The 17,579-nt window shown below is 40.0% G+C and carries 13 protein-coding genes; 8 read left to right on the top strand and 5 right to left on the bottom strand.

All coding sequences use genetic code 11. The annotated features are described in order from the left end of the window. The first annotated feature begins 2 nt into the window (after positions 1-2). The 6 genes from hutI (at position 3) to B5X76_RS15200 (ending at position 9,053) form a co-directional block, all read left to right on the top strand. Positions 3-1,250 carry an imidazolonepropionase gene (hutI, locus tag B5X76_RS15225; protein ID WP_079644361.1) on the top strand — a complete coding sequence of 416 codons (1,248 nt, stop codon included), beginning with the start codon at positions 3-5 and terminating at the stop codon, positions 1,248-1,250. 2 nt (positions 1,251-1,252) lie between these two features. Next, positions 1,253-3,259, top strand: a complete 2,007-nt coding sequence (locus B5X76_RS15220) for a urocanate hydratase (protein ID WP_079644359.1) — start codon at positions 1,253-1,255, stop codon at positions 3,257-3,259. Between the two features lie 7 nt (positions 3,260-3,266). Further along, the gene (gene hutG / locus B5X76_RS15215; RefSeq protein WP_139375340.1) at positions 3,267-4,226 is read left to right on the top strand and encodes a formimidoylglutamase; all 960 of its coding nucleotides are present in this window, start codon (positions 3,267-3,269) and stop codon (positions 4,224-4,226) included. Positions 4,227-4,376: 150 nt separating this feature from the next. Continuing rightward, the gene (locus B5X76_RS15210) at positions 4,377-5,255 is read left to right on the top strand and encodes a pirin family protein (protein ID WP_079644554.1); all 879 of its coding nucleotides are present in this window, start codon (positions 4,377-4,379) and stop codon (positions 5,253-5,255) included. A 209-nt stretch (positions 5,256-5,464) separates the two neighbouring features. After that, on the top strand, positions 5,465-8,260 hold the full coding sequence (locus tag B5X76_RS15205; RefSeq protein ID WP_079644357.1) for a TonB-dependent receptor: 2,796 nt from the start codon (positions 5,465-5,467) through the stop codon (positions 8,258-8,260). Positions 8,261-8,273: 13 nt separating this feature from the next. Continuing rightward, positions 8,274-9,053, top strand: coding sequence for a GLPGLI family protein (locus B5X76_RS15200; protein ID WP_245801064.1), 780 nt, complete (start codon positions 8,274-8,276; stop codon positions 9,051-9,053). Positions 9,054-9,061: 8 nt separating this feature from the next. Here the strand turns inward: B5X76_RS15200 and B5X76_RS15195 are convergent, their stop codons facing one another. The 5 genes from B5X76_RS15195 to amaB all read right to left on the bottom strand — a co-directional run bounded on the left by B5X76_RS15195 (position 9,062) and on the right by amaB (position 14,590). Next, on the bottom strand, positions 9,062-9,886 hold the full coding sequence (locus B5X76_RS15195) for a sulfurtransferase (protein WP_079644354.1): 825 nt from the start codon (positions 9,884-9,886) through the stop codon (positions 9,062-9,064). Between the two features lie 265 nt (positions 9,887-10,151). Further along, the gene (locus tag B5X76_RS15190; protein WP_079644352.1) at positions 10,152-10,730 is read right to left on the bottom strand and encodes a hypothetical protein; all 579 of its coding nucleotides are present in this window, start codon (positions 10,728-10,730) and stop codon (positions 10,152-10,154) included. Beyond that, positions 10,730-11,545, bottom strand: a complete 816-nt coding sequence (locus B5X76_RS15185) for a metallophosphoesterase family protein (RefSeq protein WP_079644350.1) — start codon at positions 11,543-11,545, stop codon at positions 10,730-10,732. Before B5X76_RS15185 ends, B5X76_RS15190 begins: the two co-directional genes overlap by 1 nt. A gap of 213 nt (positions 11,546-11,758) precedes the next feature. Then, positions 11,759-13,048: an L-lysine 6-transaminase gene (gene lat / locus B5X76_RS15180; protein WP_176141098.1), complete on the bottom strand. Its 1,290-nt coding sequence runs from the start codon at positions 13,046-13,048 to the stop codon at positions 11,759-11,761. Positions 13,049-13,060: 12 nt separating this feature from the next. Next, a complete protein-coding gene (gene amaB / locus B5X76_RS15175; RefSeq protein WP_079644347.1) occupies positions 13,061-14,590 on the bottom strand; it encodes an L-piperidine-6-carboxylate dehydrogenase in 1,530 nt (509 codons plus the stop codon). A 106-nt stretch (positions 14,591-14,696) separates the two neighbouring features. On the opposite strand from amaB, the gene B5X76_RS15170 reads away from it, so the two are divergent. Both B5X76_RS15170 and B5X76_RS15165 read left to right on the top strand, forming a co-directional pair. Then, positions 14,697-15,860, top strand: a complete 1,164-nt coding sequence (locus B5X76_RS15170; protein ID WP_079644346.1) for an acyl-CoA dehydrogenase family protein — start codon at positions 14,697-14,699, stop codon at positions 15,858-15,860. A gap of 164 nt (positions 15,861-16,024) precedes the next feature. Further along, positions 16,025-16,729, top strand: a complete 705-nt coding sequence (locus B5X76_RS15165) for a 3-keto-disaccharide hydrolase (RefSeq protein WP_079644345.1) — start codon at positions 16,025-16,027, stop codon at positions 16,727-16,729. Positions 16,730-17,579: the final 850 nt, after the last annotated feature.

Genomic DNA, 17,579 nt, shown 5'->3' with positions numbered 1-17,579 from the left:
CGATGAATGAACTATTGATAGGACCGTTTCGACAGTTGCTTACTATGCGAGATTTACCGCTGAAAGGAGCTTTGAAAGATAGTCAGTTGGAGGTTATTGAACAAGGAGGAATATGGATTGAAGACGGTAAGGTCAAAGCAGTGGGTGATTTTGAGACTCTCCGTGGTCAGGTAGGAGAGTCCGTGAAGCTCCAGTTGGTGACTGAAGATAAGGTATGTTTGCCTGCATTTATAGATTGTCATACGCATATTGCCTTTGGAGGTAATAGGGCAAATGATTTTGCGATGCGTAATGCAGGAAGTTCGTATTTAGAAATTGCGCAAGCTGGAGGCGGTATTTGGAGTACCGTCAAACATACACGCGAAGCGACACAGGAAGAATTGAAAGAGATGACCAAGGACCGGGCTGAAAGTCTTTTGGGACAAGGTATAACCACGGTTGAAGTTAAAAGTGGTTATGGTCTTAATCGGGATGAGGAGTTGAAGACTTTACGAGCTATTAAACAAGCTAATGCAGAAGTTGCAACGGACTTAGTTTCGACCTGCCTGGCTGCACATATGAAGCCAAAGGATTTTGAAGGAACTGGCAAGGAGTATCTGGAATTAATGTCTAGTACGTTATTTCCGGTTTTATGTGAAGAGAAATTGACTGAACGTATAGACGCATTTATAGAGCAAACTGCTTTTTCAGCGGAAGATATTGAGAACTATTTTGAGACTGCCCGCGAGATGGGATTTATGATTACGGTACACGCAGATCAATTTAGTACCTCGGGATCAGCAGTTGCGGTTGCATTTGAGGCCGTGTCTGCCGACCATTTAGAAGCGTCAACGGATACGGAAATTCAGCTGCTTGCCGACTCTGATGTTGTTGCTGTGGCATTACCTGCTGCATCTTTGGGGATAGGTTGTGCATTTACACCTGCCCGACGTTTGTTGGACGCTGGAGCATCACTTGCCATTGCTACGGATTGGAATCCTGGTTCGGCCCCTATGGGACAGCTTATGGCGTCGGCTACTATTTTGGCGACCATGGAGAAATTATCTAACGCAGAGGTTTTGGCAGCAATTACATTTAGGGCAGCGCACGCGCTTCGTCTCTCTGATCGTGGTAGATTAATGACGGGACAACTAGCGGATTTTGTGATTTACGATACCGACAATTATCAGAACATAACCTATCTACAGGGGGCATTACAGCCTGCCGCTGTTTGGAAGAATGGCGTTGAAGTGAGGTCTAATATAAAATAAATATGCAGAATTTTAAAAACGACATAATACAGGGCATACCGGATCAATTACCTGCTAGAGTTGCTCTGGACCCTACGGTAAGTCATGCGCCGGTGCGCAAAACAATATTGACCAAGGCAGAGGAGCGGTTGGCGATAGCAAATGCTTTACGTTATTTTCCAACGGTATGGCATGAGGAGCTTGCTGCTGATTTTCTGAAAGAACTTCGTACTTATGGCCGTATTTATATGTACCGGTTTCGTCCTGCATATCCGATGTATGCACGGCCTATTGATAGCTATCCGGCTCAAAGTCGCCAGGCTGCTGCGATTATGTTGATGATCCAGAATAATTTGGATCCTGCAGTGGCTCAGCATCCGCATGAATTAATTACCTATGGTGGAAATGGAGCTGTATTTCAAAACTGGGCGCAGTACTTATTGACTATGGAGTACCTAGCCAAGATGACGGACGAGCAGACTTTGCATATGTATTCTGGGCATCCGATGGGCTTATTCCCTTCGTCAACATCGGCGCCACGGGTTGTCGTTACCAATGGTATGATGATACCTAATTACTCTAAACCAGATGATTGGGAGCGATTCAATGCCTTGGGCGTAACTCAATATGGACAGATGACTGCTGGCTCATATATGTATATAGGCCCCCAAGGTATAGTGCATGGTACCACGATTACGGTGATGAATGCATTTCGTAAGCATTTAAAATCTGGGGATACCTCAAAGGGCAAAGTATTCCTGACTTCGGGATTAGGAGGAATGAGTGGGGCACAACCCAAAGCAGGAAATATTGCTGGCTGTGTTACGGTCTGTGCAGAGGTAAATCCTGTGGCGGCGCGCAAACGTCATGAGCAAGGTTGGGTCGATGAATTGCATGAAGATATAGATACGTTGGTAAAACGTGTGCAACAGGCCATTCAAGGAGAAGAAGTCGTATCATTGGCTTATATTGGCAACGTAGTAGAAGTATGGGAGACTTTTTATGAAGAGGAAGTATTTGTTACGGTAGGCTCAGATCAGACTTCGCTACACAATCCTTGGTCAGGTGGTTATTATCCTGTGGGGTATAGTTTTGAGGAGGCAAATAGGATGATCGCACAGGAACCAGAAAAGTTCAAAAGTGCAGTACAGCAATCTTTGGTCAGACAGGCCGAGGCTATAAATAAGCATGCTGCACGTGGAACTTACTTCTTCGACTATGGTAATGCCTTTTTATTGGAAGCATCAAGAGCTGGCGCCGATATTCTGGCTACGGATGGCATGAACTTTAAATACTCTTCTTATGTACAGGATATTTTAGGGCCGATGTGTTTTGATTACGGTTTCGGACCATTCCGCTGGGTCTGTACCTCTGGTAAGGAAGAAGACCTAAGAACGACCGACCATATCGCGCTGCGGGTTATGGAAGGACTTCAGCAAGAAGCTCCTGAAGAAATAAAACAACAACTTGCAGATAACATCAAATGGATTAAGGATGCTGAGCAAAATCGTCTGGTGGTAGGTTCTCAAGCACGAATTCTTTATGCTGATGCCCTTGGACGGATAATGATTGCCAAAGCGTTTAATGATGCGGTAGAATCAGGAGACCTTTCTGCGCCTGTGGTATTGGGAAGGGATCATCATGACGTCAGCGGTACCGACTCGCCGTATAGAGAGACCAGCAATATTTATGACGGAAGTAAATTTACGGCCGATATGGCTATACACAATGTCATAGGGGATAGTTTTAGAGGTGCTACCTGGGTATCTATACACAATGGTGGGGGCGTAGGTTGGGGCGAGGTGATTAATGGCGGTTTCGGTATGCTGCTAGATGGATCTGCGGCGGCAGAAGAGAAGTTGCGCAATATGTTGTTTTTTGATGTCAATAACGGGATAGCACGTAGAGCTTGGGCTAGAAATAAAGAAGCGATGCAGGCGATAGATACGGAGTTAATGCGTAGTGCTACTCTGAAGGTTACGAAAGCAGAATTAGTGGATGCTACATTGTTGGACAGACTTTTTGAATAATTAAGATATGGACTCAGGATATCGATCTGGAGATATAGCACAGTGGACGGGACGTGTAGATGGCACTGATGAAAGGATGCGTCGATGGCATCAAGTGATACGTTGTGTAGACCTTCATGAGGTTCATGATCTTAAAGGTACAGTTGTACTTTTAGGTTTTTGTTGTGATGAGGGGGTACGACGCAACCAAGGAAGGATAGGTGCTAAAGCGGGGCCTGAACAATTCCGAAAGGTGCTATCTGGACTTCCTGTGCATTTTTCCGAAATGGTGGCTCTCGTGGATGCCGGAGATGTACATTGTCTTGGTGCAGATTTAGAATCTGCCCAGTCGAAATTGGCCGAACTCGTGACTCTAATCCGAAAACAAGGAGGCTTCCCTTTATTACTGGGTGGAGGGCATGAAATCACCTATGCACATTTTAAAGGTTTGGATACTGATGACCGAAGTATCGGTATTGTTAATATTGATGCACATTTGGATATTCGCCCGTTGAAAGACGGTGCCGGAAATTCAGGTACGGGGTTTTATCAGATAGCAGAGGACCTGACCAATTCTGGTAGGACTTTTAATTATTTGGCTTTAGGTATTCAGGATATCAGTAATACGCAAGCATTATTATCCTATGCAAAAGAAAAAGGAACTAAGATCATAAAGGCAGAAGACATCTGCGCGGCCAATGTGGATGCGGTGATTGCTGCGGTTCACGATTTTGCAGCGCAAGTCGATCAGATTTATCTCACAATAGATTTAGATGCTTTCGCAGCTCCCTATGCTCCTGGTGTGAGCGCATTGGCTTTTAATGGTATTATTCCCGATGTGACCTTTCGACGGGTCTTTCAATCGATTATCAATTTACCAAATTTAGTTAGTTTGGATGTAGCTGAGTTAAATCCTTTGTATGATATTGATCAACGTACGACAAAACTGGGGGCTGATTTAATCTTTAAGTTTTTGCAACAGTTTTAAAGAAAGAAGATCTTATACAGTAAACAGGTGTCTATTTTGATGCCTGTTTGCCTTATGGCTGCTGTAGAAGAACGTTTTTTTTCGTTTTTTTCTACCTCTACAACTCACATATATTGTGTAACTTTAGTTGAAAAAAGAAGGAGATACACCATGTCAAATATTGATTTTATTAGAGAAGAAACAGCTGCTAACATAGGGAATTTTTTTGTAGGTAGGTTATTGCCCTTCAGACAAAAGAGGTCGATAGGGCCATTTGTATTTATCGATCACATGGGGCCAGTTTGCCTTGCGGATCATGAAAATCTAGATGTAGGTCCCCACCCACATATTGGTCTGTCGACACTTACTTATCTTTTTGATGGTGCTATCTTTCATCGCGATAGCTTAGGTACAGCGATGGAGATAAAGCCAGGTGCGGTAAATTGGATGACAGCAGGAAAAGGAGTGACACACTCCGAGCGTACACCAGAATATCTTCGTCATCAAGATAAATTTATGCATGGCTTACAGATTTGGGTGGCATTGCCTAAACAACTGGAATTCATGGATCCCGAATTCCATCATACCGAAGCTCAGGATATACCGTCTTGGGTACAAGATGGAGTGTCTTATAAATTGATCGCTGGACAAGCCTTCGGTAAGCAATCTCCAGTACCAGTATATAGCAAGCTATATATGATTGAGATTAAGACCGGTAATAAAGATGCTTTTATCGATATTCGAGGTGAGTTATATGGAGAGAGTGGTTTGTATATTTTGGAGGGAGATATTGAAAGTAATGGGTTCGATTATGGATCGAAGCAGATTTTGATTACGAAAGATGCTCATTTATGCTCGTTCACGATGAAAGCTAATACTACGGTATACATTTTTGGAGGAGAACCTTTTCCTGAGGAACGATTTATCTCTTGGAATTTTGTAGCTACCGACAAAGCTATCAACGAGGAAGCTAAACAAAGATGGATTGCTAGAGAGTTTCCTAAAGTACCCGAAGATAATGGTTATGTTCCGTTTCCTGGGACTGAATAACTAATCACAAAAGATTAAGAGAAGACTGATCCAAAATGGATCGGTCTTTTTTTTGCGCCACCGATATGTTTAATTATTAGAAAAATGTTAACATTAATATTTAACATTTGAATAACTATATTTAACATATTTTTACGATTTTTTAGTAACTAAATATTTAGTTTTGACTTAAGTGATTGATATAATACTTATATTATAAACTATTTGCTATGAATCCAAACCTACTATTGCTACTTTTTGTATGCCTCCTTTTTATGAGTTTTTTTTCGGCTTCTGCACAAACCAAAGTTTCTGGACAGGTGGTTGATGGCTCTGATAATGGTAAGCTAGAGAAAGCGTCTATCGCGCTTTTGAATGCCAAGGACTCCATTCTCGTCCGGTTTACGTGGTCGAAAGAAAATGGTGGTTTTTCACTTACCAATTTAGACACCGGAAGTTATAAATTACTTGTGTCCTATCCCCAATACGCGGATTTTGCTCAGGATCTGGTATTAGATGCTGAAGGAAAGGAGTTGGGAATTATTAAGCTTTCTAAAGTTGCATTATTGATTGAAGAAGTTCAGGTAATGGGCAGGATGCCTGTGGTGATAAAGGGAGATACAATAGAATATGATGCTGCCAGTTTTAAGGTGGAAAAGGATGCTAAAGTAGAGGATTTGTTGAAGGTGCTTCCTGGGATAACCATGGATGCCAGCGGTAGGATTACAGCACAAGGCAAAGAAGTGAAAAAAGTATTATTGGATGGAGAAGAATTTTTTGGCGATGATCCTACTCTGATAACAAAAAATATACGCTCCGACATGGTGAGTAAAGTACAGGTCTATGAAAAAAAATCGGATCTCGCGGTAAGAACGGGAATTGACGATGGTGAACGAACACAGACAATTGATATTAAGTTGAAAGAAGACAAAAAGAAGGGAATGTTCGGCCAGGCCTCAGGAGGAGTAGGGACCGATAAATACTATGCTGGAAAGGTAATGGCAAATCGATTTAAAGGAACTCAAAAAATAGCAGCATACGGAATTGTAGCAAATGACGGATTGGTAGGGTTAGGGTTTGAGGATGGCCAAAAATATGGGGTAGGAGGGAATACGAATGTAACCGTAATGGACGGAGGAGGAATTATGATAACGTCTGATGGAGGTTTTGACGGTACAGACTCCTGGAGCGGTAATTATCGGGGAGCAGGCGTGCCCAAAGCACTGAATATGGGATTTAGTTTTTCTGATAAATCAAAGAACGATAAGCATAAGCTGAATGTAAGTTACAAACGGAATCAAATGGATGTTCGGAATAATAGCACCTATCAAGCGCAAGAAAGCTATCCTGAGAATCCCACCTTGGATAATGCTTCTACAAGAACAGACAACCAGGATAAGTCACATAATATTAATATGCGATATGATTTTAATATAGATTCTTTGTCTTCAGGAACAGTTCGCTTAGGATATAGCCGGAAGAATCAGGAGAATAACGAAGATAAGGAAACGGATCGTCGAAGTCTAGAGGGGCATTTAATCAACGAAACGGAGAATCTAAGTAACGCAGTCAATAGTAATGAAAACCTAAATCTCGATTTTCTATTAACTAGAAAGTTTAAAAAGGACAAACGATCAATGACATTGAACGCAAATATTCGGTCGAACCAGACGGATGGAAAAACCAATTATTATTCGCTAGCAAACTATTATTCCACAGGGACAAAGACTGAAATCGATCAATTTAAACGCGATGAGGTAGGGAGCAAGGTATTTACCACTTCGCTAAATTATACAGAGCCATTGAGTAAGAACCTTACGGCTACGTTGGGATACTCGTTTCAAAAAAATAACGCTACCAACTTAAACCAATCTTTTGATAAGGATCCAGCAACAGGGGACTACACCCTGTTAGATTTGCAGGTCTTGAATGATTTTCGGGTCAACAGTTCAAAAAATACAGCTAATACAGGGTTAAACTTTAAAAATGACCTTTGGACTATCAACGTCAGTAACAGATTAGATTTTGAAGATGTGAGTCGGACCTATAACAATCTAAATACACAGTTGCAGCGATCACAGACATCTGTTAACCCCATGTTCTATTTGGGTTATAAGCTGTCAAAGAGTAAAAATATCAGTTTTAGATACTACGGGCGTACAGTACAGCCTGACTTGACACAGATTGAGCCCTTAAAGCAAAATGCGAATCAATTGGTTAATTATCTGGATAATCCTGATCTGTCTGCAGGGTTCAGTAATTCCTATTCTCTGGATTTTAATTCTTATCGACCGTTGAAAGACCGTAGTTTATACCTTTATGGAGGTGCCAATCAAAGTATCAATAGTATCAATAGTAGGGTTCGTTATTACTCAGAGACTGGAAAAAGGGATATTTCGTTTGTTAATATTGATAAGCAAAATTGGTCAGCACATATGGGAGGAGGCTATCGTATGCCTCTATTCCGTAAAATAGGTGTTAATATAAATACCGGTCTATCGGCAAACTTTAATAGTACTTATAATTATTTGTCTACAGGCCAGGAAGAGCCCGAATTGAATAATACGGAGCGCTTTAGTTTTGGGCCTTCTTTGGGAGTTAGTCGGTACAGAGCCAATAAGATGGATTTTTCTGTAGATTTTCGACCAGGAGTGCAGGTACTTAACTCATCGTTACAGTCCGAGTTGAATAGTACGACTTTTACGTTGTCCTCCAATTCAAACCTTACTTATTATTTTCCTAAAGATTTTAAAATTTCTGTGAACATGGATCAATCGTATCAAGGAGCAACCGAGACCCTTAAAGCTTTTAGTACCTTTAATATGACTGGATATATTTCTAAAAAATTCTTAAAGGACAAATCGCTGGAAGCGCAGGTTTTTGTAAATGATATTTTAAATAAAAACAATGGTATAAGTCGTTATCAGAATGGGTATTCCTTTGTACAGACAAGCAATGATGTATTGAAGCGTTATGGGATGTTTAAACTGATTTACAATTTTACAACTATGAAAGGAGGTAATTAAGATGGTTAAAGCAATGTTATTATTTATATTTCTGAATATCGTATTTATTGAAATACAAGCACAATATGCTTTTTTTCCAAATAGTGGGACGATCACATATGAACGTAAGTTTCATGTACAAAATTATTTAAAACGTAATTACTTGAATAAGGCAGATCTCGATACTTGGGATAAGATGTTTGTAGATGAGGTGGTGAAAAATGGACCCGTGGAAATAGGGACTAAGCATAGTCTTAAATTTTATGATGGAGAAACACTATTTGAGACTATCAAAGAAGACTATCCTTCTAATTATCGTAGTGCTTTAAATTATCTTCCAGTGTTCAATGATTCAAAAACCTATAAAAATCAAAAAACGAATATGTTTTCAAGGGTAATTCAATTTGGAGGGGATGAGATTTTATTGGAAGATACTATACCAAATGTCAAGTGGAAATATACCGATGAATATCGAAATATTGTTGGGTACGAGTGCCGAAGGGCTAATGGCTTGATTCAGGACTCTATATATGTGGTGGCTTTTTTTACGAATCAGATTGCGATGTCTTGCGGCCCTGAGCTTATACAGGGATTACCAGGTACAATATTGGGCTTATCCGTTCCGGGGTGGAATATTAATATGTTTGCTACTCAAGTAGAATTAAATAATCAACCCGTGTCGAGCCAACTCACTAAAAGCAAAAAGATACAGCCGAAATCTAAAGAGGAGATTAAAGAACTATTGAAAAGTTCTGTTTATGACTGGATGGATGAGAAAGCCTTTCAAAAACAATGGAGTAAAGTCTTGTTTTAAACAAGACTTTACTCCATTGGTAAAGCATGATCTGCACCCCATTCTGCCCAAGAACCATCGTAAACAGCGATGTTCTTTACGCCTGTTTGATATGCGGCTAATGCTAGGATAGAAGCTGTAATCCCTGACCCACAGGTGAATATATTCGAGTGGGCTTCGCGTAAATGCGGGGCGAATAGGGGTTCCAATAGGGCCTTGTCTTTCAGGAAGGGCCCTTCCAGTACTTGATCAAATGGGAGGTTGCTTGAAGTCGGAATATGTCCGGACCGGACACCGGGACGGGGTTCAGCAACGGTTCCGCTAAATCGGCCTGCTCCTCTCGCATCTATGATAGTAGATGTCTTTGATTTTAGGTGTTGTAATATGTCTTTCGTGTTTTTAAACCAATCAGCCTGAACGACAGACTGAAAGTTACCCCGTTCGGTTGGGATATGGTGTCTGTTACTTACCGGAAGGTCTGCAATCTGCCATGCCTTTACTCCGCCGTCAAGCACATATGTTTGTTCATGTCCCATATAGCGAAACATCCACCATGCGCGTGGACTGGAATACACACCCCAGCGGTCATAGATAATGACAATGCTATCTTGATTTATCCCCAAATTTTGTACATGTGCAGTAAAGGTAATCGGATCCACCATAGTGTGTGGTAATCCGGTAGAGTGATCCGAAAAAACTCCTTCAATATCAAAGAATATTGAATTTGGAATTAACGATATATTGTTGTTGTCGATCTTCTCATTAACTTTATCGATTGTGGCATCAAGAAGGATGATGTTATGACTGTGACTTAAATTTCTCAGTTGCTGTACGTTGATTAAAGGTGATTTCATAAGTGAAAAATTATTTCATGATCGCCAGTTGACGGATCGGTTTGTTATTTTTAAAAAGCTATTAACTTGTTCCGATTGTCTTCGACAAGCTCCTTGCGGTCGGTTTATCGAAATCTAATATCCAAAGTATGCTATACGCGTTTTGTAGCGAATAGTGTTCATGCTTCTTCGCTGTCATATGTGTTTGTACGCCTGTGTTGCATGAATATTTCAATTGCCTTTTGATGATAAATATACATCTCAAAATTGATTTTTTAAAGCTTACCTAATGTTTTAGGCGATAGACAATCCCGATTCCTATATTCCATATTTCCCTAAAGGAGATTGCTTTAGCACTTTTGGCATAGTTTATTACTCTTTTGTCGGTAGTGCCTAATTCATAATATATTCCCCAATTTTTGTATTTTACTTCACTTCCTATTATTAATCCGATGTTGATCGCTGTAGGGAAATAGTAATATCCACTATCGTAATAATGAGGTAATTTAGAAAAGTACTTTCGTCCGAATGCGTAATTGTACCAAAGACCAACATTCAACCATTCTACTTGTAGATGAGGGGTGTAGTCTTTATGCAATGTGCTATATTGGCCTTTAATGGTTACAGAGTGAATAGGATCATCGGCGTACCTAACGGGTACAAATCCGTATAAAATAGTACCCTTCCAATGTTGTTTTGGAGATTGATAACGTACGCCTGTCGAAAACATACCAATATTTCCCGCAAACTGCAGGACAATGTCGTTCGGCACGAGTTTGGACAATAAGTTTTTTGTAGAATCTGATGACGAAGCCCACAGGTTTAGTTGTAAACTTGTCAATAGTAAAATTAATATTAACCGCATTAATAGAATCGTTGTTGTATTTTGATGTTTTTACCCATTACAGATACTTTTACATATTGTCTTTTTTGTAAAGTAGGGGCCACGACGTACGGAACACCATCATTATAAGGAGTGTCATACTCGTAAGAGTGGGTGTGTCCGTGGATAGATAATCTCGTTTTTTTGTTGGAAGCCAAGGTTTCCACATATTCAGCTCTTAAAGTGGGGTCGAAGTCGTAGGACATGGGAGAGACATGGGCTAAATAGAAAATATTGTTTTCACTTGTGTTTTCTACCTCCTGTTTTAACCAAGTAAGGTCGGGAAGTAGACTGTTAAATCCGACTTCTCTACCGTTGGTGTTGAAAACGATGAATTTATTGTCCCCATAGGTAAATGAAAAATTTTCTTGACCAAAGAGTTTACGAAAAATTTCACGGCCATTGCTCAGCATGTCATGATTACCTATAGCACCAATGACTGGAAACTTAAGATCTTTTGCATCATCGTAGTATAGGTTGTATTCAAAATTTGCACCATAGTCTGTGAAATCACCGCCATGTAGAATAAATACGATGCTGTCTTCCGTATAGTTCTTATTGGCATGGGATACAAATTCCTCTAGTTCATTATAAGCTACCTGTGTGTCCGATATGACTAGGAAGCTGAAACTGTCTCTAGGTGCAATTTGTTTCAGTCGAACAATTGCCTTTTGGTTGATATTTCGATCCAAGGGTTTTACTTCAAGTACTGAAAATTGAAAATTTCGATTACAAGAATTAAGTATGCATATGAAAATGATCGCTACTAAAATATATGTTTCTTTACGTAAAAGCATGTGTGTATGTTTAAACAATCATGTGTTTTGCGCAAGTTTATATATTTATTTTTTGAACAAAGTAATTAAAAGGTCAAATTGAATTATTTTACTTAATCACGGCGAGTTTATTTAGAAAGCTAGTTTACTAAATTAATAAAGGCTGCCCTTACGGGCAGCCTTTATTAATGATAGGATCTCTTGTAAGCTGTAGAGATATTTTTCAAGAGCTAGTTAGGTTAAGCAATTGCGAATTATTGTAAAAGCTTTATCGATGTCTTCGATCGTCACCGTAAGATGAGGTCTAAAGCGTACGCTTTTTTCGCCGCATCCCAATATTAATAGCTTGTTATCCATTGTTTTTTGAATAAATTCATCGCGTAGCTTTTCGTTCTCGAAATCAAAGGCAGCAAGTAATCCTTTTCCTCGGGCATTAGATAAATTAGGGAAATCCTTGACCAACTGAATAATTTGTTGGGAAATGTATCTTCCTTTTTCTTCCGCTTTAACGACCAGGTTCTCTTGTTCTATAACTTCTAAAATAAGTTTAAATCGTACCATGTCAACAAGATTGCCGCCAAATGTAGAGTTGATACGACTAGATTCTTTGAATACATTTTTTTCTACACGATCAAATTTCTCTCGGTTAGCTAATATTCCGCAAACTTGAGTTTTCTTCCCGAATGCAATCACATCTGGTATAATGCCATAATGTTGATACCCCCACATTTTACCTGTCATAGCAATACCTGTCTGCACTTCATCCAGTATCAGTATGATATCATGTTGGTCACATATAGCTCTCAATTTTTGAAAAAACTCTTTTCGAAAATGATTATCTCCGCCTTCGGCCTGTATAGTTTCGATAATAAGACAAGCGATATCTTCAGGATGTCGTGCTATGGCTGCATTGATCTCGGCAACAGCCTGCTTTTCCAATTCTATCGTTTCGGCAAGATTTATTTCATCGATTGGGAATTTTAATTTGGGATTAGTGATACGAGGCCAGTTAAATTTAGGAAAATACATGTATTTTTTTGGATCTTTCGTGTTGGTCAACGAAAGGGTATATCCTGTACGTCCATGAAACGCCTGTTTGAAATGAATTACTTGACTGGCTTCATGATCAATCCCTTTTGATAGATTGATTCTTGTCTTCCAATCAAACCCTGCTTTTAGCGCATTTTCGACAGCCAAAGCCCCACCATCTATAAAGAAACAATAATCCAATTCTTTAGGGATAGCAACGCGTTCGAAAGTATCCAGAAAATCAGCATATACTGTAGGATAAATATCAGATAACGCCAGTTTATTGATGGCTGCATCTGCCAGTTGGTCTACATGCTTAAGAATATAAGGGTGATTGTAACCAATAGGGGAAGAGGCAAACATGCTGAACATGTCCAGGTACTCGTTGCCGTCCACATCGGCTATGTATGAACCGTGTGATTTTTCCAGATCTATAACGACAGGAAAGCCGTCAGCCAAAATATGCTTCGCCAATCTTTGATGTACTTCTCTCATAATTTTCAGTTTTTAAAGATCAAATTTTATCCCTTGTGCCAATGGTAGACTGGTGGTATAGTTTATGGTATTCGTTTGCCGGCGCATATATACTTTCCACGCGTCAGAACCCGATTCACGGCCTCCACCTGTTTCTTTTTCACCGCCAAATGCTCCACCGATTTCAGCACCAGATGTACCTATATTGACGTTGGCTATGCCGCAATCTGAACCATTCTGACTCAAGAATAATTCTGATTCCCGTAAGCTTGAGGTCATAATAGCGGATGATAATCCTTGCTTTACATCGTTTTGTAATACTATGGCATTGTCTACTTCACCACTATATTTAATAAGATATAATATTGGAGCAAAAGTTTCATCCTGGACAATCTGATAGTGATTTTCTACTTCAGCGATAACTGGGGTTACATAGCATCCGCTTTCATAACCTTTGCCAGTCAATACTTTCCCCTGAACTAATATTTTACCACCTTGATCTTTTATTTTTTCCAGCGCATTTAAATAGATGTTAACTGCATCGGTATCGATTAAAGGTCCCATGTGGTGCTTTGTGTCCAGTGGATCTCCAATTTTCACCTGCTTATAGGCGTCTGTTAACGCTTTCTTGACTTTGTCGTAGATACTGTCATGTACGATCAATCTTCTTGTACTTGTGCAACGTTGGCCTGCGGTACCCACCGCGCCAAATACAGCACCTATAATAGTCATTTTTAAATCGGCGCTGGGCGTGACAATAATAGCATTGTTACCCCCCAGTTCCAGTAATGTTTTACCAAGTCGTTGAGCAACGCTAGTAGCGACCTGTTTACCCATCCTAGTAGATCCTGTAGCGGAAACTAACGGGATGCGATTATCTTCCGAGATCCATTTTCCAACTTCGGCATCACCTGTTACCACCGATGAAATACCTTCTGGCAATTTGTTACTTTTTAAAATTTCAGCAATTATTTTTTGACATGCAACTGCGCATAGTGGAGTTTTTTCGGAAGGTTTCCAAATGACTACGTCTCCACATACCAGAGCAAGGGCAGTATTCCATGACCAGACTGCAACAGGGAAATTAAAAGCGGTGATAATACCGACGATACCCAAGGGGTGGTATTGATCGTACATACGGTGTCCCGGTCTTTCAGAATGTATTGTGTTTCCATAGAGTTGACGGGAAAGACCTACCGCAAAATCACAGATATCTATCATTTCTTGAACTTCTCCTAAACCTTCCTGATAGGATTTGCCCATTTCATAAGAAACCAATTTGCCCAATACGGGTTTTAACTCTCTTAATTTTTCTCCCAATTGGCGCACTATCTCTCCACGTTTGGGAGCTGGAATATCCCTCCAGATTAGTTTTGCTTTTTCAGCTTCGCCGATAACCTTGTCGTATTCTTTACGGGTTGTTGATTGAACATTTGCAATAAGTTGACCGTTGGTTGGTGAAAATGAAGCTATAGATTCCCCTTTCGCAAACCATTTGGTGCCTGTTGATGTGCCTAGGTTTTTGATTTCTATTCCTAGTGTTTTTAATTCTTTAATTGTCATAATATGGTTTATATTATTCGAAATTTTCATAAATATAGAGAATAATATTTATTGTATATGTATTTGTGTTGAATTTTTAATATTTTTATAGAAAGCCCAATTAGATATGAACAGCACTGTAGACTATTTTAATTTAGACGAACTTTTAGGACAAGAATATTTATTGATTCGTCAAGCCGTGCGCGATTTCGTGCGTACAGAGATTTTGCCCGAAATTGATACAAAAGCACAACAACATGAAGAGATCCCCAATTTAATGAAAAAATTGGGAAGTATAGGGGCTTTGGGACCATTCATTCCGAGTAAATATGGAGGGGCTGGATTGGATTATCTGGCATATGGCTTGATTATGCAAGAGTTGGAAGCGGGGGATTCTGCTATTCGTTCGGCCGCTTCGGTACAATCTTCTCTCGTGATGTATCCGATATATACATTCGGGTCTGAGGAGCAAAAGGAAAAATACCTGCCTATGTTGGCTACCGGCGATTGGGTTGGGGCATTTGGACTGACCGAACCAAATCATGGGTCAGACCCATCGAGTATGGAAACTCGATTAAGAAAAGAGGGAGAAGGCTATCTGTTGTCGGGGACTAAAACATGGATCACGAACGCCCCCATCTGTGATATTGCTATAGTGTGGGCTAGAGATGAGGACGGGAAGGTAAAGGGAGTGATTATAGAGCGGGATGATATAGGTTTTTCAACACCGGAAATAAAGAACAAATGGTCACTGCGAGCTTCGCGAACGGGAGAGCTGGTTTTTGATGAGGTGTATGTCTCAAAAGAAAGATTACTACCCGGGGTGTCTTCGATGCGAGGACCATTGTCATGTTTGAATTCTGCCCGCTATGGTATTTCGTGGGGAGTAATCGGAGCTGCCATTGATTGTTATCAGGTGGCCTTAAATTATGCCTCCGAAAGAACACAATTTGGAAATCCGATTGCTAGTTATCAGTTACAGCAAAAAAAATTAGCCGAAATGATTACTGAGATCACGAAGGCACAGCTCTTATCATGGAGACTTGGGGTACTAAAGAATGAGAATCGTGCTACATCGCAGCAAATATCTATGGCGAAACGTAATAATGTGGATATGGCATTGCGAATAGCACGTGAGTCGCGACAGGTTTTAGGTGCGATGGGAATTGTTGGAGATTATCCAATTATGCGGCACATGATGAATTTAGAATCGGTCATTACTTATGAAGGCACACATGATATACACTTATTGATCACAGGACAGGACATCACAGGGATTAGCAGTTTTTAGATTTGCTTTCTATTTCTTAATTTAGAAACTCATCCTTAACCTGTTATAGTAAAATGATTCGGTATATTTTTATTGGAGACGATATTTCTTCCAAAAGTGGATTAAACCATTTGTATAGCATTTGTCGCTACAGATGCTTGGTTGGTTTATGTTTATTAAGTTTTATGTTGTTTACGCCTTGTTTTTCACAGGAAGTCCTTTTTGAGTTTGGAGAAAAGCAAAGTTGGCGAAATCTCATCACTGGAAACGCCAGTAATGAGACGCTTAAATGGGTAGATGTTAATACTACAGCTGCTACCTGGCACACGGATAAAGAGGTATTAGTATGCGCTGGGTTGCCTATTGGGGTAATTCGATCGGAAAAAATGTATCAGAACTTTATTCTAGATGTGGAGTGGCGGCATTTAGAGGCAGGAGGAAACTCGGGGATTTTTGTCTGGTGTGATGCGGTTCCTGAAGCGTCTAGTAGATTGCCAAGTGGGGTTGAGGTTCAGATGTTGGAGCTCGATTGGGTAAATCAGAATCAGAAAAATGGTATAGTACCTCCAGTTGCTTATGTTCATGGTGAACTTTTTGGCGCCGGTAAGGCCGAGACGGTACCTGATAATCCCAGAGGGGTAAGGAGTAAATCTATCGAAAACAGGTGTCTAGGTGTTGGGGAATGGAATAGATATACGGTGGTATGCGTCGATGGGACTATAAAGTTGTCTGTTAATGGAAAATTTGTGAATGGTGTACGAGGATCAACACAACGTAAAGGGTATTTATGTTTAGAGTCAGAAGGTGCGAAGATTGAGTTTAGGAATTTGAAATTGGTCGAATTGGATGAGGGGTACATATTACCAGAACAAATAGTAGCGTCTCTTTAATTTATTTTGGACAAATCACCCTTTAACTCTTTGTGTATTTATATCCGAGTTTAATAGCTAATAGAACCGATACATATTCTATTTTTATAGAGATTTTCTAGGGCTATAATAGAGGGTTTGTAGAGGGTTCATAGAGGTAAACCCCTATTTTCTCTCTGTCAACCCTCGGTTAAAATAGGAGTGTTATATGGAAAGCCTGGAATTACCCTGCCTTCTTTGTTATCATAGGGGCGAAGGGATAGGGGAGGATGCCTGTTTTTCGTGCTTCCGTATATAGATATCTAATATACTACAGGTGCCGGTTCTTATTTAGGACGTTCCCCGGGGGTGGGAGCTGTGTTCTTATGATTTTATCGTTCAATGTTACAGTACGTTAAGTTTATTTTAAATAAATAAGTCATGAAAGATTAGGAACTGATAGGATTATTGTCCTATCTTTGCACCACTCCGCAAGGGAGGGACGGTCGGATCTGAGGACGAGGCCATGAAAAAAGAAGGGTTTAAAGTTATTTAAACGCAGGAATGAAAGAGAGGCCGTTAAAAATAAATTTCACATTTATTTTGGAGGTTTGAAAAAGATTCCTACCTTTGCAGTCCCAACGGAAACGAAGGGCAACAGAAAAGTAAGATAAGGGATTTATTTCCGACATCATAAAAGCAGAAGCGCGAAGCGGATGCGATAGAAGTTCTTTAAAAAATGATCATGTAACGTAACGAGTAGTGTTGAGAAACAACGAAAGTTAAAAAAATCAGCCTTTAGTTTTAGAATTAGAAATTATAATAAAGACAATTCTATTTTTATAAATAGTCTTGGTCTTACACTTCATTTTACAATGGAGAGTTTGATCCT

Source organism: Sphingobacterium nematocida (assembly GCF_900168125.1).
GTDB lineage: Bacteria > Bacteroidota > Bacteroidia > Sphingobacteriales > Sphingobacteriaceae > Sphingobacterium > Sphingobacterium nematocida.
The sequence above is the reverse complement of the archived record's forward strand: the minus strand, read 5'-3'. Positions and strand labels throughout refer to the sequence as shown.